Source organism: Rhizobium sp. O111 (assembly GCF_055616315.1).
Map to the genome: position 1 here is coordinate 807,282 of NZ_JBSHXL010000001.1, position 17,818 is coordinate 825,099.

The window sequence follows — 17,818 nt, forward strand, 5'->3', positions numbered from 1 at the left end:
ATTGGAATGATCACGCGCTTCGAGTAATTGGCGGTCATGACTTTCTGGATTCTCCTGGCCGTGATGACGGCATCCGTTGCCGCTCTTCTGCTTTATCCGCTTTTGCGGGGCTCGAAGGCGACCGGCGATAGCCGTGCCGGCGAAACCGCCGTCTACCGCGACCAGCTTGCCGAACTCGACCGCGACCGCGCCGGTGGTTTGATTTCCTCCGAGGAAGCCGAATACGCCCGCGCCGAAATCGGCCGACGACTGCTCGCCGTATCGAGCGCCGACACGGCTGCTGCTCCCAAGGCCGGACGCGGATACCGTCGCGCCGCCGAAGTCTTCGTGCTGATGCTGCTGCCGCTCACGGGGCTCTGTCTTTACATCATAATGGGCAGACCCGATCTGCCCTCGCAGCCTCTCGAGGCGCGCCTGGAGAATCCCGGCAACGACATGGCGATCCTTGTCGCCAAGGCCGAGCGGCATCTCGCCGAGAACCCGGATGACGGCAAGGGCTGGGACATCCTGGCGCCGATCTACTTCAACACCATGCGTATCGCCGACGCCGAGACCGCCTACCGCAACGCCATCCGCCTGCTCGGCGAAACGGCGGCCCGGCTCGATGGGCTGGCCGAAACGCTGATTGCCGCCTCGAGCGGCGTGATCACCGACGATGCGCGCGATGTGCTGACGCGATCGCTGAAGCTGGAGCCGGAAAACCCGCGCGCCCGCTTCTACATCGCGCTCGGCCTCGAACAGGCGGGCAAGGCCGACGAGGCCCGCGCCGGCTTCGAGGCGATCGCCAAGCAGTCACCGCCCGACGCGCCATGGATGCCGCTGGTGAGCGAGCATATCGCAAAGAACGGCGGCACGCCGGTTGCGGGTAACGCACCAACGGCAGCCGCACCGCTTGGTGGGCCGACGCAGGCTGATGTCGCGGCGGCCGATCAGATGAACAGCGGCGATCGTCAGCAGATGATCCGCGGCATGGTCGACAGCCTCGACGCGAAGCTCACCGAGAACCCCGACAATCTCGACGGATGGCTGCGGCTGGTCCGCTCCTATATGGTATTGAACGACAAGGACCGCGCGGCGGCGGCGCTGAAGCGCGGGCTGACGGCTTTCCCCGCTGATGGCGAGAAGGGCAAGCAGCTTGTAGCGCTCGCCCATGAACTCGGTCTTCCCGCGGACGCAGCGGCGACACAAGGAACGATGCAATGACGCGCAAGCAGAAACGCCTTGCGGTAATCGGCGGCGGAATGAGCTTCATTGTCGCGGCCGTTCTGCTGGTGATGTTCGCCTTCAGCAATTCGGTCGCCTATTTCTACATGCCGGCCGATCTCGCCAGCAATCCGGTCCCGCCGGGAACCCGCATCCGCCTCGGCGGCCTGGTCGGCGAGGGCAGTGTGGTCAGGGGCGCTGGCTCGACGGTGCGTTTCGCGGTGACCGATGCCTCGGGCGATCTGGTTCACGTCCGCTTCACCGGCATCCTTCCCGATCTCTTCCGCGAAGGGCAGGGCGTGGTGACCGAGGGCACGTTCGAGAGCGGCAGCGACGTCTTCACAGCCGATACCGTGCTTGCCAAGCATGACGAGAAATACATGCCCAAGGATGTCGCCGACAGGCTGAAGCAGCAGGGGCTCTGGAAAGAGGAACAGGCGGCGAAATGATCATCGAAATCGGCCACTACGCTCTCATTCTGGCGCTCGCCACCGCGATCATCGTGTCGCTGGTACCGCTGATCGGTGCCCGGCGCGTGGATCAGGCGATGATGGATGTCGGGCCGATCGGCTCTGTCGTTCTTTTCGCGCTGGTCGCCTTCTCCTTCGGCGTCCTGACCTATGCGCATGTCGTCTCCGATTTCTCGGTGAAGAACGTCTGGGAAAACTCGCATTCGCTGATGCCGCTGATCTACAAATACTCGGGCGTCTGGGGCAATCACGAGGGATCGATGATGCTCTGGCTCTTGATCCTGGCTCTCTTCAGCGCGCTGGTCGCCGTCTTCGGCCGCAATCTTCCCGAAACGCTGAAGGCCAATGTGCTCTCGGTGCAGGCCTGGATCTCGGTCGCTTTCATACTCTTCATCCTGCTCACCTCCAACCCCTTCGCGCGCCTCGATCCGGCGCCGGCCGAGGGGAAGGATCTGAACCCGATCCTGCAGGACATCGGCCTCGCCATCCATCCGCCGCTGCTTTATCTCGGCTATGTCGGCTTCTCCGTCTGCTTCTCCTTTGCTGTCGCCGCCCTGATCGAAGGCCGCATCGACGCCGCCTGGGCGCGCTGGGTGCGCCCCTGGACGCTCGCCGCCTGGACCTTCCTGACCCTCGGCATCGCCATGGGCTCCTACTGGGCCTATTACGAGCTCGGCTGGGGTGGCTGGTGGTTCTGGGATCCGGTCGAAAACGCCTCCTTCATGCCCTGGCTCGCCGGCACGGCGCTGCTGCACTCGGCGCTCGTCATGGAAAAGCGCGAGGCGCTGAAGATCTGGACCGTGCTGCTCGCCATCCTCACCTTCTCGCTGTCGCTGATGGGCACCTTCCTGGTGCGCTCGGGCGTGCTGACCTCGGTTCACGCCTTCGCCAGCGATCCCTCGCGCGGCGTCTTCATCCTCTGTATCCTGCTGCTCTTCATCGGCGGTGCGCTGTCGCTCTTCGCCTTCCGGGCGCCGAGGCTGACGGCCGGCGGCCTGTTCGCGCCGATCTCGCGCGAAGGAGCGCTCGTCGTCAACAACCTGATCCTGACGGTCGCCTGCGGCACCGTGCTGACGGGGACGCTCTACCCGCTGGTTCTGGAAACGTTGACCAACGACAAGATCTCGGTCGGCCCGCCCTTCTTCAACATGACCTTTGGCCTGTTGATGGCGCCGCTTCTGGTCATTGTGCCATTCGGCCCGCTGCTGGCCTGGAAGCGTGGTGATCTGCTGGGCGCGCTGCAGCGGCTCTATGCGGTTGCGGCACTCGCCTTCGTTGCCGCCGTCGTGTTCTTCTATCTCCAGCATGGCGGCCCGGTCATGTCGGTTCTCGGTCTCGCGGCCGGTCTCTTCCTGGTCCTCGGCGCCATCGCCGATCTGTGGTATCGCGCCGGCGTCGGCAAGCAGCCTCTTGGCATCGCCTGGCGCCGCCTCAAGGGCCTGCCGCGTTCGGCCTTCGGCACGGCGCTCGCCCATGCGGGTCTCGGTATTTCCGTGCTTGGCATCGTCGCCGTTTCCACCTTCCAGACCGAGCACGTGCTGCAGATGAAGCAGGGCGAGGTGACCGATGCCGGCGGCTACACGCTGCGCTTCGACGGCATGAAGAAGGCGACCGGACCGAACTACACCGAGGATCGCGGTCATTTCACTATCGCCAGGGGCGGCGTCGACGTGGCTGACGTCTGGTCGGCCAAGCGCATCTACACCGCCGGCCAGATGCCGACAACGGAAGCCGGTATCCTGACCTTCGGTGCGAGCCAGCTTTACGTCTCGCTCGGCGATCCCACAGATGACGGCGGCATCGTCGTGCGCATCTGGTGGAAGCCTTATATTCTCTGCATCTGGGGCGGCGCCCTTGTCATGGCTCTTGGTGGCTTCGTCTCGCTCAGCGACCGGCGCCTGCGCGTCGGCGCGCCACGCCGCAAGGCAAAGGCGCTGCAGCCTGTCATGGAGCCGGCCGAATGATGCGTCGCCTCCTTCTGGCTCTCCTCCTGATCACGTCCGCCGTGCCGGCCTTCGCCGTCAACCCGGACGAGATGCTGAAAGATCCCGCGCTTGAAAGCCGTGCGCGTGCCATCTCGGCGGAATTGCGCTGCATGGTCTGCCAGAACCAGTCGATCGACGATTCCAACGCCGAACTGGCCAAGGATCTGCGTCTGCTGGTGCGAAAGCGCATTACCGATGGCGATAGCGACCAGCAGGTCATGAGCTACATCGTCTCCCGCTACGGTGAATTCGTGTTGCTGAAGCCACGCTTCGAGACAAAGACGCTGCTCTTGTGGGGCGCTCCGATCCTGCTCGCGGTGCTGGGTGGCCTGTCGCTCGTCGTCTTCGCCCGCCGCTATGCCGGCCAGCCGACGGGGTCGGCGCTGACGAGCGACGAGCAGGCGCGCCTGAACGAGCTCTTGAAAAAGTAAATCCGCGCGGCTCCAGGCGGAAGAATTCGGACATTACGAATTTTTCATGCCTCGGACAGTTCGCAGTAAGGTGTGCCGTCCTATATCTTTATCCATCGACCGATCCGGTAACCGCCGGTCCCGTGGATTTAAATATAAGAAGGTGCGTCTTATGCTGAAGACTATCAAAGCTCCGTCACTGTCGACCGTGCTCAAGGCCTCGACCGTTGCCGGTCTTGCCACCGCCGTCCTGGCGACGGGTGTCCCCCTCGAAATCACGCGTTCCTATGCTGAAGCGGTCAAGGTCGAGGCACCGTCCGTGCCGAGCTTCGCCAACGTCGTCGACGCCGTTTCTCCTGCCGTCGTTTCCGTTCGCGTCGAAAGCCGCGTCAAGCCGGTCTCCGATGAGGATGGCAACAACGGCTTCTCCTTCGATTTCAACGGCCGTGGCTTCGATGATCTCCCCGACGCCCTGAAGCCTTTCTTCCGCCAGTTCGGCGAGCAGCAGGGTCGCCGTGGCCCTCCCGGCGCGCATCCTCCAGGCCCCGGCCAGCATGAGGGTCGCCTGCGCCCTGTCGCCCAGGGCTCGGGCTTCTTCATCTCCGAAGACGGCTATATCGTCACCAACAATCACGTCGTTTCCGATGGCGCGGCCTTCGTCGCTGTCATGAAGGACGGTACCGAGCTCGACGCCAAGCTGATCGGCAAGGACCCGCGCACCGACCTCGCCGTGCTGAAGGTCGACGGCAAGGGCAAGAAGTTCACCTACGTCAACTGGGCGGACGACAACAACGTCCGCGTCGGCGACTGGGTCGTGGCCGTCGGTAACCCGTTCGGCCTCGGCGGCACGGTGACGGCAGGTATCGTTTCGGCCCGCGGCCGCGATATCGGCTCCGGCCCCTATGACGATTATCTCCAGGTTGACGCAGCCGTGAACCGCGGCAACTCCGGTGGCCCGACCTTCAACCTCAGCGGCCAGGTGGTCGGCATCAACACCGCCATCTTCTCGCCGTCGGGCGGCAGCGTCGGTATCGCCTTCGCGATCCCGGCTTCGACCGCAAAGGACGTCGTCGCCGACCTGATGAAGGACGGCCAGGTTTCGCGCGGCTATCTCGGCGTGCAGATCCAGCCGGTGACCAAGGACATCGCCGACTCGCTTGGCCTCTCTGAAGCCAGCGGCGCGCTGGTCGTCAACGCCCAGGCTGGAACGCCGGGTGAAAAGGCCGGCATGAAGGCGGGCGACGTTGTCACCGCCGTCAACGGCGAGACCGTCAAGGACGCCCGTGATCTGAGCCGCCGCATCGGCGCGATGACGCCGGGCAAGAAGGTCGAACTCTCCGTCTGGCGCTCCGGCAAGTCCATGCCTGTCACGGTCGAGCTCGGCACGCTGCCGGCAGAACAGCAGCAGGCTTCGACCGATGATGGCGATCAGGCACCGGAAGCGCAGACCCCGGCATCCGAAAAGGCGCTCGCCGATCTCGGCCTGACGGTTGGCCCGGCTGATGACGGCAAGGGCCTGCAGATCACAGGCATCGACCCAAACTCCGACGCTGCCGACAAGGGCATCAAGGAAGGCGAGAAGATCACCTCGGTCAACAACCAGGAAGTCTCCTCGGCCGATGACGTGGTCAAGGTGCTGAACCAGGCGAAGAAGGATGGCCGCACTCGCGCGCTGTTCCAGATCCAGTCCAAGGAAGGCAGCCGCTTCGTCGCCCTTCCGGTCGAAAACCAGGGCTAAACGCCCCGGGTTTCCGGATCGAATTGAAGGGTCGCGCGCTCGCGCGGCTCTTCCTGTCAACCCATCGCAGGTGACGACAATGACCTTCCAGCAAGACGATCACGCTTTGAGCCTTGCCGAAACACAGCCGGCGGGTAATGTCGGCCGCATGAAGATTCTCATCATCGAAGACGATCTGGAAGCGGCTGCCTATCTCACGAAAGCCTTTCGTGAGGCGGGTATTGTCGCCGACCATGCAAGCGACGGCGAAAGCGGCCTCTTCATGGGGACCGAAAACACCTACGACGTGCTTGTGATCGACCGCATGCTGCCGCGCCGCGATGGCCTTTCCGTCATCGCCGAGCTGCGCCGCAAGGGCATCCACACCCCCGTTCTCATTCTCTCCGCCCTTGGCCAGGTCGACGACCGCGTGACCGGCCTGCGCGCCGGCGGCGACGACTATCTCCCCAAGCCCTACGCCTTCAGCGAGCTTTTGGCGCGCGTCGAGGTGCTCGGCCGCCGCAAGGGCACGCCCGATCAGGACGTCGTCTACCGCGTCGGCGATCTCGAGCTCGACCGTCTGGCCCACGAAGTCCGCCGTGGCGGGAAGGAGATCCCGCTGCAGCCGCGCGAATTCCGCCTGCTGGAATATCTGATGAAGAATGCCGGCCAGGTGGTCACCCGCACCATGCTGCTCGAAAACGTCTGGGATTATCACTTCGATCCGCAGACCAACGTCATCGACGTGCATGTGTCGCGGCTGCGCTCCAAGATCGAGAAGGACTTCAGCCTGCCGCTGTTGAAAACCATTCGCGGCGCCGGCTACATGATCAAGGATGACGGATGAACCGCTTCTGGGTTCTCTTCAAGTCCACGGCAGTCCGCCTTTCGGCTCTCTATATCCTGCTCTTCGCCATCTGCGCCGCAACGCTCGTCTTCTACGTGACGGCGATGTCCGAGCGGCTGTTGACCAGCCAGATCCGCGAGGCGGTGCAGCAGGAGGTCGACCAGGTTCAGCGCGCCTATGACAATGGCGGCATGAACCTGTTGTTACGCACCATGGAGCGCCGCGCCCGCCAGCCGGGCGCCAATCTCTATATCATCGCCGGTCCTTCGGGAGATATCCTCGCGGGCAACGTCGCTTCCGTCCAGCCGGGCGTACTCGACGAGCAGGGTTGGACCAGCCTGCCGTTTCGCTATCAGCGTTATGCCGAGGGACGCCAGAGCAAGCCGCACATGGCGGTCGCCAACATCAACGTGCTCGACAATGGCCTGCGCATCCTGATTGGCCGCGACCTCGGCGAGCCGGAAGCGTTCCGCGTGCTCGTCAGGCAGGCGCTGATGGTCGCGCTGGCGATCATGGGTCTCGGCGCCGTCATCATCTGGTTCGGCATTGGCCGCAACGCGCTGAAGCGCATCGACCGCATGTCGGCGGCGAGCAAGAAGATCATGGCCGGCGATCTCTCGCAGCGCCTGCCGGTCGGCGGCTCCGGTGACGAGTTCGATCGTCTCTCCGTGTCGCTGAACACCATGCTCGGCCGTATCGAGAAGCTGAACGAGGGGCTGCGCCAGGTCTCCGACAACATCGCCCACGACCTGAAGACGCCGCTGACACGCCTGCGCAACAAGGCGGCGGACGCGATCGATACGCCGGATGCCGATACCCGCCGCGTGGCGCTGGAAGGGATCATTTCAGAATCCGACCAGCTGATCCGCACCTTCAATGCGCTGTTGATGATCTCCCGCGTCGAGGCCGGCTCGGTGGCCGCCGAAATGTCGACGATCGATCTCTCGGCCATCGTCGCCGATAGCGCCGAACTCTACGAGCCGGTGGCCGACGAGGCGGGCCTTGCGATGACCACCGCGATCGAGCCCGGCATCGAGGTGCAGGGCAACCGCGAACTGATCGGCCAGGCGATCTTCAACCTGATCGACAACGCCGTGAAGTATTCGGCGGGCGCCGAGACGGGTGGTGAGGTCTCGCTGCGGCTGACACGCCGGCCGGACGCCATCTGCCTTCAGGTCGCCGATCATGGTCCCGGCATCCCTGCCGACAAGCGCGAGGACGTGCTCAAGCGCTTCGTGCGGCTGGACGAGAGTCGCTCGAAACCAGGTACCGGCCTGGGGCTGTCGCTTGTGGAAGCGGTGATGGAATTGCACAGCGGCAAGCTGGAACTCAGCGACACCGATCCGGATGCGGCGACCAATCGCGGCCTCGCCGTCACCCTCGTCTTTCCCTTGAAGTAGGCGTTTCCACGCTACCCCGAATTGTCTGTTGGCCATTTGCGTCTGAGACCCTAACTTAGCCTCAGGCGGCGAGCGGCTTTGATTCTGCTTCGACTTTCGCTGCCTGATGCCAGGGAGGGCGCATGCTGACGAATTCGACGCACAGCCTGAGCGAGGTGGTCGACGGCCTGTTGAAGCCGTTGAGCAAGACCGAATTGAAGCTCGTGCTTGATGATCTGCAGAAGATCGGCGCCGACGAACCCGTCGTGGCCGATATGCTGAAGACCGAGGGCGCGCTTCGCGATTTCATCTCCGCCGCGCTGACGCTCTCGCCCTATCTGCGCGATATCGCCAACATCGATCCCGGCATCCTCACCATCGCCATCAGCGAGCCGCTCGAGCCGCGCCTGGAGGCGCTGATCTCGGAAGCGCGTGACGCCTGGATGCCGCGCGAAGGCGCGTCACCGAGCGAGAGTGAGATCATGGGCCGCCTGCGCACGGTCACGCGCCGCGTGGCGTTTCTGTTGGCGCTCGCCGATCTCGCCCGCGTCTTCGATGGCCGCACGACCACGGCGTGGCTGAGCCGGCTTGCCGAGGCCACGGTCTCGTCCGCGATCGATCATCTGCTTCTCTCCTCGCACGAAGCCCGCAAGCTGCAGCTGAAGAATGTTGCGCGGCCGAGCGAAGGATCGGGTCTCGTCGTGCTCGGCATGGGCAAGCTCGGCGCCTGCGAGCTCAACTATTCCTCCGACATCGATCTCGTGGTCTTCTTCGACGAGCAGGCGGGGATCCTGTCGGATCCCGACGACGCGATCGATATCTTCCCGCGCCTGATGCGCAGGCTCGTCCGCATCATGCAGGAGCGCACCGGCGACGGCTACGTCTTCCGCACCGACCTCCGGCTGCGCCCGGACCCCGGCGCCACGCCGCTTGCCGTCTCGATCGATGCCGCCATGGTCTATTACGAGGGCAGGGGGCAGAACTGGGAGCGCGCGGCCTTCATCAAGGCGCGTCCAGTTGCGGGCGATATCGCCGCCGGCGACCGTTTCCTGCGCGACCTCACTCCCTTCGTCTTCCGCAAGTATCTCGACTACGCGGCGATCTCCGACATCCATTCGATCAAGCGGCAGATCCACGCCCACAAGGGGCACGGGGCGATCGCGGTGAAGGGGCATAACGTCAAGCTCGGCCGTGGCGGCATCCGCGAGATCGAGTTCTTCGCCCAGACGCAGCAGCTGATCGCCGGCGGGCGCATGCCGGCGCTGCGCTCGCGCGCGACCGAGGAAACGCTCAACGAGCTCACCAAGGCCAAATGGATCGACGAGGAGACTTGCGAGGAACTGACGGACGCCTATTGGTTCCTGCGCGACGTCGAGCACCGCATCCAGATGGTGCGCGACGAGCAGACCCACCTGCTGCCCGAGACCGAGGGCGAACTGAAGCGCATCGCCTACATGATGGGCTTCAGCGACACGCCGAGCTTCTCGGAGCGTCTTGTCGAGGTCTTCAGGACCGTCGAGCGCCGCTACGCCCGGCTGTTCGAGCAGGAGACCAAGCTGTCGACGGAGACGGGCAACCTCGTCTTCACCGGCCAGAACGACGATCCCGACACGCTGGTGACCCTGCGCAAACTCGGCTTCGAACGCCCCTCCGACATCTCCCGCGTCATCCGCACCTGGCATTACGGGCGCTACAAGGCGACGCAATCGGTCGAGGCGCGCGAACGGCTGACGGAACTGACGCCCGAGCTTCTGCGTGTGTTCGGTGAAAGCAAGCGCGCCGACGAGGCGATCCTCAGGTTCGACAGTTTCATCTCGGGCCTGCCCGCCGGCATCCAGCTGTTCTCGCTGCTCGGCAGCAATCCGGCGCTGCTCTCGCTGATCGTCTATATCATGTCGGCGGCGCCGAAGCTCGCAGAGGTCATTGCCGCGAGGCCGCATGTCTTCGACGGCATGCTCGATCCAGGCCTGATGGCCGAGCTTCCGACGCGCGATTATCTGGCGGGACGCCTCAAGGGCTCGCTGCAGCAGGCGCGCTATTATGAAGAGGTGCTGGACCGGCTGCGCATCTTCGCTGCCGAGCAGCGCTTCCTGATCGGCATTCGCCTGCTGACGGGCTCCATCAACGGCGCGATGGCGGGCCGCGCCTTCACGCACCTGGCTGATCTGATCGTCGAGGCGGCACTGAACGCCGTGCTCTCGGAGATCGAGGCGGCGCACGGCAAGTTCCCCGGCGGCCGCGTCGCCGTCGCCGGAATGGGCAAGCTCGGAAGCTTTGAGCTGACCGCGGGCTCCGATATCGATCTCATCCTGCTTTACGACTACGACGATGCGGCCGAGGAATCCGACGGCGCCAAGCCGCTGGACGCGGTGCGCTACTTCACCCGTATCACCCAGCGGCTGATCGCCGCCTTGTCGGCGCCGACGGCCGAGGGCGTGCTTTACGAAGTCGACATGCGCCTGCGCCCTTCAGGCAACAAGGGGCCAGTCGCCACCCGCGTCAGCTCGTTTGCGAAATACCAGCGCGAGGAAGCCTGGACCTGGGAACACATGGCGCTCAGCCGCGCGCGGCTGATCTGCGGCGATGCCAGCCTGATCGATGACGTCGAGCGCGTGATCGAGGAGGTGCTGTCGACGCGGCGCGATGTGCGCAAGGTGGCGAAGGATGTGGCCGAGATGCGCGCGCTGATCGAACAGGAAAAGCCGCCGGCCAACATGTGGGACCTGAAGCTCATCCCCGGCGGTGTCGTCGATATCGAGTTCATCGCGCAATACCTTGCGCTGATCGCGCCGGCGAAGGATGTCGCCGTCAAGGTTAATGGCATCAGCACTGGCGAAGCGTTGAAGCAGCTGGGAGCGCCGCTGATGGCATCGGCCGATGTCGATAGCTGCGGCGAGGCGTTCGGGCTCTACACCGAACTGTCGCAGCTCATCCGGCTCTGCATCGATGGTCCCTTCGATCCCAAGGATGCACCGGCGGGTCTGATCGATCTCGTCTGCCGGGCCGGCGATTGCCCCGACATCAAGACGCTCGAGGGAGAGATGAAGCAGATCTCTAAGACGGTGCGGAAGGTCTTTCAGGCGGTGGTGAAGGCGTAGCGCATGTCGCGCAAAAGTGTGTAGCGGTTTTGCGGCGCCGACATGCGAAGCTTTATGCAGCGCTGTCCGGGATCAGCAGCGAAATCACCGTTCCGATCGCCTCGCGTGAGCGGATCTTCATGCGGCCACCGTGCAGCGTCGTCAGCGAGCGGGAAATGGCGAGGCCGAGACCGGAGCCGCCCTTGCTCTTGGCATACTGGTTCTGGACCTGTTCGAAGGGTTGGCCGATCTTGCTGAGCGCGGTCGTGGGAATGCCGATGCCGGTATCGGCGATCGTGAGCATGACGCCGACCGATGTGCGACGGGTGCGCACCGCGATCCGGCCGCCTTCGTCGGTGAATTTCACGGCGTTGGACAGCAGGTTGAGCAGGATCTGTTTCATCGCGCGGCGATCGGCATTGAGCGTCATGCCATCGCAGATGCGCTGTTGGATCTCGATGCGCTTTTCGCTGGCCGGGATCGCGGTGAAGCGCAGGCTTTCCTCGATGAGCGGCGCGAGGTCGATCGTCTCGCACTGAAGCTTCATGTGGCCGGCTTCGATCTTCGACATGTCGAGAATGTCGTTGATGACGTTGAGCAGGTGACGGCCGCTGTGATGGATGTCGCGGGCATATTCGTCGTACTTCGCCGAGCCGAGCGGACCGAACATTTCGTCCTGCAGGATTTCGGAGAAGCCGAGGATGGCGTTGAGCGGCGTGCGCAGCTCATGGGACATGTTGGCGAGGAATTCCGACTTCGCCTTGTTGGCGGCCTCGGCCCGTTCCTTCTCCGAGAGATAATTGGCGTTCGCCAGCGACAGCGCCGATTTCTGCCGTTCCAGCGTCTGGCGGGAAGAGGAGAGGTCGCCGATCGTCGCCATCAGGCGGCGTTCGGAATCGCGCAGGCGCTCCTGGTTGCGCTTCAGAAGCGTGATGTCGGTGCCGACGGAAACCATGCCGCCGTCGCGGGTGCGCCGCTCGTTGATCTGCAGCCAGCGTTCGTCGGCAAGCTGCACTTCGCTGGTCCGCGAGTAGCCGTTGCCATGGGCGTCGGCGATCCGGCGCTCGATGACGGGACGGGCGGCGGCGGCATTGACCGCGGCGCGCTCGGTGCCCGGCACCAGCACGCTGTCGGGAAGGCCGTAGGCTTGCTGGAAGTGCGTGTTGCACATCACCAGTCGGTCGTTCTTGTCCCACAGCACGAAGGCTTCCGACGTGCTCTCGATCGCGTCCGCCAACCGCTGGTCGGCTTCGGCGTAGCGTTGTGCGAGACGGTGCTGCTCGGTCACGTCCATGGCGATGCCGATCATGTGGACCTGGCCCGCATTGGTGCGGATGACCTGTGCGCGGGCGCGCATCCAGACGTAATGGCCGGCGGCGTGGCGCATGCGGAAGATCTGGTCGATCTGCTCGGCGTCGCCGCGTGCGACCGAGCGGGCGATCTCGTAAATGCCGCTGTCATCAGGGTGCATCAGACGCGCTGCGTCGCCGAAGCACATATTGCCGTCGCCGCCTGGAAGGCCGAGCATCTGGTACATTGAGCGCGACCAGAAGAATTCGCGGCGATCGAAATCGAAATCCCAAAGGCCGCAGCGGCCACGCGACAGAGCTGTTTCGACCCGTTGGTTGGACTCGACGAAGATCTCGTCGGCATGGCGGGCGCGGCGCACCTGCATGTAGTAGGCGTAGAGGATGACCAGGAGGATCGAGGAAATGCCGGCAAACAGCGTGACGTTGAGCGTCAACTCCTCGCGCCACAGCTGGCTGATCCGGTCGAGCGAGGTTGCCGCGACCACATAGCCGCCGCTGTCGCCGATGAGCGTGATCTGCGCGTAGTGCGGTCGGCCGGCGATGGTGGTCTCAATCACGCCCGCCCGGTCGCCGAAGCGGCGGATCGCGGAGACCTCGGAGAAGAAATCGCCGATACCGGCGCCGACATAGGCCGCACCGGCAGCGGACGCCGCGAACACCTTGCCGCTCGACTGCACGAGGAGGACGAAGGCGTCGTCGTCGAGCCGGTCCTGAGGCAAGAAGCGTGCGAGGCGGGCCTGGCCTTCGGTGGCGTTGCCGCTGTCGAAGATCGCCGCGGAGTCGGCGAAGGCTGCGGCGGCGGTGGCGGCTGCGAGTGCCGTGGAGTGGCGGGCGGCGGCCTGCATGCGGTCGTGCTCGGAGAGCATGCCAAAGAAATGCGAGGCTGCAACAACCGTCAGAAATGCAACGATAAGGATAGGAATGGCGCGCTTCAACACGGCCTCGGCATGCGTGTAATTTCGGGTAGAGGATGGTCGCGAGGTCGCGGTAGCCTTGCCGGTGAAGCTTTCACGCCAGGCGCGGAAGCTCTCGAAATCGACACGCAGCCGTCCTTCGGCCACGGTTGCCCGCCGCACGTTCATCATTTTCTGAGCCTTGTCCCTCGTGATTCGCTGCGCCGCTCGCCCGAACCTGACTCAATGAATCATTGGTGATTCGCCTTGTCCAGAGGAAAAGGTAAAAATCTGTTAACCGATTCTAAGTGCTGATTTTTCCAGCATGCGTGGGAGGCGGCTTCGACAGGCTCGGCCGCCTCGTGTCGCAAATCACCCCTTGAGGGTGCGCTCGACGATGTCGCGAACGTCGGTGGAGAGAGCCGGTGCTTCGGCGATCTCGGTCAGCGCCTTGCGTGCATGCTCGGCTCTTGCGGGTTCCAGCGAGCGCCAGGAGCGCATCGAAGTAAGGATGCGCGCCGCCAACTGTGGGTTGCGTATGTCGATGTCGAGGATCTCGCGGGCGAGGAAGCGATAGCCCTCTCCATCCGCGCGTCCGAAGCCGGTCGGGTTGCCGAAGGCAAACGTGCCGACCAGCGCGCGCACGCGGTTGGGGTTGGTGCGCTTGAACTGCGGATTGTCCATCAGCTTCAGCACCCGATCGAGCGCCTTTGCGCCCGGAATGGTCGCCTGGACGGAGAACCACTTGTCGATAACAAGAGCGTTTCCGGCAAAGCGGTCATGGAACGTGGAGAGTGCTGCGGCCGCCTCGCTGCTGTCGGGGAAGCGGTGCGCGAGGATCGTCAACGCCTGCATCAGATCCGTCATGTTGTTGGCGGCATCGAAGGCGGCCTTGGCGCGATCAGGCGTATTCTCGGCGTAGGACAGATAGGTGAGCGCGCTGTTGCGGAGCGCACGGCGACCGGCGCTCTTGGCGTCGGGGCTGAAATCGCCTGGCGTGGTCATGCTGTCGTAGAGTGCGGCGAAGACGCTCTTTCCTGCGTCGGCAACCTGCTGCAGCACGGCGGAGCGGCCGGCGTGGATGGCATCGGGGTCGTTGTTGCCGCCAAGTTCGCGGGCGATGTCGGATTCGCTCGGGAGCGCCAGCGCCTGGGCGCGGAAGGCGGGCTCCAGCGTCTCGTCGGCGGCTGCCGCAAGCAGGGCCTCGACGAAATCCTTCGAGGCAACGACCGGCTTGCCGTCACGCGCATCGCGGGCGGCTGCAAGGAGCGTCGGCAGTGCGAGATCGGTCAGCGCCTGCCAGCGCGCGAAGTGATCGGTCTCGAAGCGGGCGAGAAGCGCCAGATCCGTGGGCGACTGATCGAAATGCAGGTTGATCGGCGCCGAGAAGCTGCGGTTGATCGATACGATCGGCCGCGAGCCGATGCCCTTGAAGGTAGCCTGCTGGCTGCGCTCGGTCAGATGCAGCACGTTGTCACCATACTCGGCGCCATCGACCGAGGAGGGTTCGAGCGGCGTGCCGCCTTCGGCAAAGAGCGCGATGCTGAGCGGAATGTGCATCGGCTTCTTGTCTGTCTGCCCAGGCGTTGCCGGAACCATCTGCTCAAGCGACAGCGTGAAGCTCTTGGCGCCAGCATCATAGCTGCCGGATGCGGTGACGAGCGGCGTGCCGGCCTGGTGATACCAAAGCGAGAACTGCGTCATGTCGCGTCCGCTGGCATCCTCGAAGCACTTGACGAAATCCTCGATCGTGACGGCCTGGCCGTCATGGCGATCGAAATAGAGATCCATGCCCTTCTTGAACAGGTCCTTGCCGAGCAGCGTCGCGATCATGCGCGTGACTTCGCTGCCCTTCTCGTAGACCGTCGTCGTGTAGAAGTTGTTGATTTCGCGATAGGTGGTCGGACGCACCGGATGCGCCAGCGGACCGCCATCCTCGGGGAACTGCTCGGACTTCAGATGGCGCACTTCGGCGATGCGCTTGACCGGGCGCGAGCGCATGTCGGCCGAGAATTCGTGGTCGCGATAAACAGTCAGGCCTTCCTTCAGGCAAAGCTGGAACCAGTCGCGGCAGGTGATGCGGTTGCCGGTCCAGTTGTGGAAGTATTCGTGGGCGATGATCGCTTCGATGTTGGCGTAGTCCTGGTCGGTCGCGGTCTCCGGATCGGCCAGCACGTATTTGTCGTTGAAGACGTTGAGGCCCTTGTTCTCCATGGCGCCCATGTTGAAGTCCGACACGGCGACGATCATGAAGATGTCGAGATCGTATTCGCGGCCGAACCGCTCCTCGTCCCATTTCATCGAGCGCTTCAGCGCATCCATGGCGTAGGCAGCGCGCGCTTCTTTGCCATGCTCGACGTAGATCTTCAGCGTGACCTCGCGCTCCGACATGGTGACGAACTTGTCTTCGACGACACCAAGATCGCCGGCGACCAGCGCGAAGAGATAGCTCGGCTTCGGATGCGGATCGAACCAGGCGGCGAAGGCGCGGCCTTCGTCATAACCGGCGCCGCCGAGGAAGTTGCCGTTGGACAGCATGACCGGGTTGGCGGCCTTGTCGCCGATGATGGTGATGGTATAGGGCGCCAGAACATCCGGGCGATCGGGGAAGTAAGTGATGCGGCGGAAGCCTTCGGCCTCGCACTGGGTGCAGTAGACGCCGTTGGTGCGGTAAAGGCCCATCAGCTTGGTGTTGGCCTCCGGATTGATGATCGTGGTGATCGTCAGCTCGAAGGGCTTGGATTTCGGCAGGTTGCGGATCGTCAGGCTGTCAGGCGTTGCCGTATACTGGCTGGGCTTCATTTCCGCCTGGTCGAAGAGCAGGCCGGACAGAGCGAGTTCGTCACCGTCGAGAATGAGCGGCGCCTTCGGATCGGCGCCCTTGCGGCGGTGGAAGATCAGGCGGGCATCTACCTTGGTCGCGGTCGGGTCCAGTTCAAACGTCAGATCCACGCGCTCGAGTACGAAATCGGTGGGGCGGTAATCTGCCAGATTGATGACCTGGCCGGTATCTGTGCGCATGATATTCCCTGAGACCTTTAGACAATGCTTCGCAAACAGAGTGGGCGCTCTGCCGTAAAATTTGATTGGTATAATTACACTAAAGTCTGAACTAAAGCTAAAGCCAGAGGCAGTTTCGCGGGGTTTTAGCGCCGCCAGTGCTGGAGATACTTGAGGTGCATTCTCCGACGCTATGATCCGCTTCGTATGGGGCGATTTGGGCGCTGAATGGGATGGTCTGGGCGAAAAAGACGACCAAATTCGCGCATGTGGCGTTTTCACCTGTTCTTTAGCAGAAACCCTGTCAAAGTGAGCATGCATCGAATCCGGTGCGATCCCCCGACGTTCAATTGGTGAATTCGCGAGTTTCTGACATGCGGCCGGTATTCGAAAACCCGATGCGAGGTATCGCGTGCAAAGTCGCCTCCGTCGTCTTCTTTCTGGCGATGCAGACCTTCATCAAGCTTGCGGGCGCCGGCATCCAGCCCGGCCAGGTGACCTTTTACAGGTCGTTTTTCGCCCTGTTCCCGATCATGGCGTTTCTGGCCTATCGCGGACAGTTGAAGGCATCGTTCTACACTGCCAATCCTGTCGGTCATCTCAAACGCGGCACGCTTGGCATCATTTCGATGGGCCTGGGCTTTTATGGTCTGCTGCACCTGCCGCTGCCCGAGGCGATCGCGCTCGGCTATGCCTTGCCGCTGATCGCGGTGATCTTCGCCGCGCTGCTTCTTGGCGAGACGGTGCGCGTCTATCGCTGGAGCGCGGTGTTTGTCGGCCTGATCGGTGTGGCGATCGTGTCCTGGCCGAAGCTTACACTCTTTCGTGATGGCGGCGTGGAGACGGCGCAGGCAATCGGCGCCGTTACGGTGCTCCTGGCATCCGTTCTCGGCGGTCTGGCGATGATCCAGGTGAGAAAGCTGGTGGAAGAAGAGAAGACCTCGACGATCGTGCTCTATTTCTCGATCACGGCCTCGGTGTTTTCGCTATTCACTGTACCCTTCGGCTGGGATCTGCTTGATCTCGCGCCGCAACTCTATCTGATCTCCGCCGGCTTCTGCGGCGGTATCGCGCAGATCCTGCTCACGGAAAGCTATCGTCATGCGGATGTCTCGACGATCGCGCCATTCGAATACACATCGATCGTCTTGGGAAGTGTGCTCGCTTACTTCGTGTTCGATGATATCCCGACCACGAGCATGCTGATCGGAACCGCCGTCATCGTCTCTGCTGGCATTTTCATTATCTACCGCGAGCATCAGCTGGAGCTTGAGCGGGCGGCTGCGCGGAAAGCCAGTTCCCCGTAACGCGATTCTCACGAAATGGTGCGGCTAAGTGTCGCAAAATTCATGCATTTTTGATGTCGCGCGCTCGTCCCTACAAAATTTGAGGGTAGCGCGGGGCGATTGCGCATGCTTTGTGAACATGAACAATTTTCATTTATTTATATGTCATGATGTTGAGAATAAGTGACGGCTTCGCATTGTTGAGCTTGTGCATGGGCAAGTCGAGTGCCGTCCGGGAGAC

General features: G+C 63.3%; 11 protein-coding genes. 9 read left to right on the forward strand and 2 right to left on the reverse strand.

What is annotated here, in order from left to right:
* The first annotated feature begins 36 nt into the window (after positions 1 to 36).
* From ccmI to ACVTFQ_RS04120, 8 genes are all read left to right on the forward strand, one after another.
* A complete protein-coding gene (gene ccmI / locus ACVTFQ_RS04085; RefSeq protein ID WP_111561034.1) occupies positions 37 to 1,203 on the forward strand; it encodes a c-type cytochrome biogenesis protein CcmI in 1,167 nt (388 codons plus the stop codon).
* On the forward strand, positions 1,200 to 1,652 hold the full coding sequence (gene ccmE / locus ACVTFQ_RS04090) for a cytochrome c maturation protein CcmE (protein ID WP_047513603.1): 453 nt from the start codon (positions 1,200 to 1,202) through the stop codon (positions 1,650 to 1,652). Before ccmI ends, ccmE begins: the two co-directional genes overlap by 4 nt.
* A complete protein-coding gene (locus ACVTFQ_RS04095) occupies positions 1,649 to 3,637 on the forward strand; it encodes a heme lyase CcmF/NrfE family subunit (protein WP_112950200.1) in 1,989 nt (662 codons plus the stop codon). The genes ccmE and ACVTFQ_RS04095 overlap by 4 nt, the downstream gene beginning before the upstream one ends.
* A complete protein-coding gene (locus tag ACVTFQ_RS04100; RefSeq protein WP_111561036.1) occupies positions 3,634 to 4,089 on the forward strand; it encodes a cytochrome c-type biogenesis protein in 456 nt (151 codons plus the stop codon). Before ACVTFQ_RS04095 ends, ACVTFQ_RS04100 begins: the two co-directional genes overlap by 4 nt.
* A gap of 151 nt (positions 4,090 to 4,240) precedes the next feature.
* A complete protein-coding gene (locus tag ACVTFQ_RS04105) occupies positions 4,241 to 5,806 on the forward strand; it encodes a Do family serine endopeptidase (protein ID WP_111561037.1) in 1,566 nt (521 codons plus the stop codon).
* Between the two features lie 148 nt (positions 5,807 to 5,954).
* On the forward strand, positions 5,955 to 6,632 hold the full coding sequence (locus ACVTFQ_RS04110; RefSeq protein WP_156144896.1) for a response regulator transcription factor: 678 nt from the start codon (positions 5,955 to 5,957) through the stop codon (positions 6,630 to 6,632).
* Positions 6,629 to 8,032, forward strand: a complete 1,404-nt coding sequence (locus ACVTFQ_RS04115; RefSeq protein ID WP_111561038.1) for a sensor histidine kinase — start codon at positions 6,629 to 6,631, stop codon at positions 8,030 to 8,032. The genes ACVTFQ_RS04110 and ACVTFQ_RS04115 overlap by 4 nt, the downstream gene beginning before the upstream one ends.
* A gap of 122 nt (positions 8,033 to 8,154) precedes the next feature.
* The gene (locus tag ACVTFQ_RS04120) at positions 8,155 to 11,109 is read left to right on the forward strand and encodes a bifunctional [glutamine synthetase] adenylyltransferase/[glutamine synthetase]-adenylyl-L-tyrosine phosphorylase (protein WP_111561039.1); all 2,955 of its coding nucleotides are present in this window, start codon (positions 8,155 to 8,157) and stop codon (positions 11,107 to 11,109) included.
* A gap of 52 nt (positions 11,110 to 11,161) precedes the next feature.
* Here ACVTFQ_RS04120 and ACVTFQ_RS04125 read toward each other — a convergent pair whose 3' ends face one another.
* Together ACVTFQ_RS04125 and pepN are read right to left on the reverse strand one after the other, a co-directional pair.
* Complete coding sequence (locus ACVTFQ_RS04125; protein ID WP_047513585.1) at positions 11,162 to 13,483, reverse strand: PAS domain-containing sensor histidine kinase; 2,322 nt, start codon at positions 13,481 to 13,483, stop codon at positions 11,162 to 11,164.
* Positions 13,484 to 13,663: 180 nt separating this feature from the next.
* Positions 13,664 to 16,312 (reverse strand): aminopeptidase N, encoded by a 2,649-nt coding sequence (gene pepN, locus ACVTFQ_RS04130; RefSeq protein ID WP_111561041.1) that lies wholly within the window; start codon positions 16,310 to 16,312, stop codon positions 13,664 to 13,666.
* 353 nt (positions 16,313 to 16,665) lie between these two features.
* Between pepN and ACVTFQ_RS04135 the strand changes: the two genes are divergently transcribed.
* Positions 16,666 to 17,598 carry a DMT family transporter gene (locus ACVTFQ_RS04135; protein ID WP_181459183.1) on the forward strand — a complete coding sequence of 311 codons (933 nt, stop codon included), beginning with the start codon at positions 16,666 to 16,668 and terminating at the stop codon, positions 17,596 to 17,598.
* The last annotated feature ends 220 nt before the right edge of the window (positions 17,599 to 17,818 follow it).

Excerpts from the sequence above, each read along its gene's own strand:
- ccmI (WP_111561034.1), top strand. The coding sequence starts at position 37 with ATGACTTTCTGGATTCTCCTGGCCGTGATGACGGCATCCGTTGCCGCT.
- ccmE (WP_047513603.1), top strand. The coding sequence starts at position 1,200 with ATGACGCGCAAGCAGAAACGCCTTGCGGTAATCGGCGGCGGAATGAGC.
- ACVTFQ_RS04095 (WP_112950200.1), top strand. The coding sequence starts at position 1,649 with ATGATCATCGAAATCGGCCACTACGCTCTCATTCTGGCGCTCGCCACC.
- ACVTFQ_RS04100 (WP_111561036.1), top strand. The coding sequence starts at position 3,634 with ATGATGCGTCGCCTCCTTCTGGCTCTCCTCCTGATCACGTCCGCCGTG.
- ACVTFQ_RS04105 (WP_111561037.1), top strand. The coding sequence starts at position 4,241 with ATGCTGAAGACTATCAAAGCTCCGTCACTGTCGACCGTGCTCAAGGCC.
- ACVTFQ_RS04110 (WP_156144896.1), top strand. The coding sequence starts at position 5,955 with ATGAAGATTCTCATCATCGAAGACGATCTGGAAGCGGCTGCCTATCTC.
- ACVTFQ_RS04115 (WP_111561038.1), top strand. The coding sequence starts at position 6,629 with ATGAACCGCTTCTGGGTTCTCTTCAAGTCCACGGCAGTCCGCCTTTCG.
- ACVTFQ_RS04120 (WP_111561039.1), top strand. The coding sequence starts at position 8,155 with ATGCTGACGAATTCGACGCACAGCCTGAGCGAGGTGGTCGACGGCCTG.
- ACVTFQ_RS04125 (WP_047513585.1), bottom strand. The coding sequence starts at position 13,483 with ATGATGAACGTGCGGCGGGCAACCGTGGCCGAAGGACGGCTGCGTGTC.
- pepN (WP_111561041.1), bottom strand. The coding sequence starts at position 16,312 with ATGCGCACAGATACCGGCCAGGTCATCAATCTGGCAGATTACCGCCCC.
- ACVTFQ_RS04135 (WP_181459183.1), top strand. The coding sequence starts at position 16,666 with ATGCGGCCGGTATTCGAAAACCCGATGCGAGGTATCGCGTGCAAAGTC.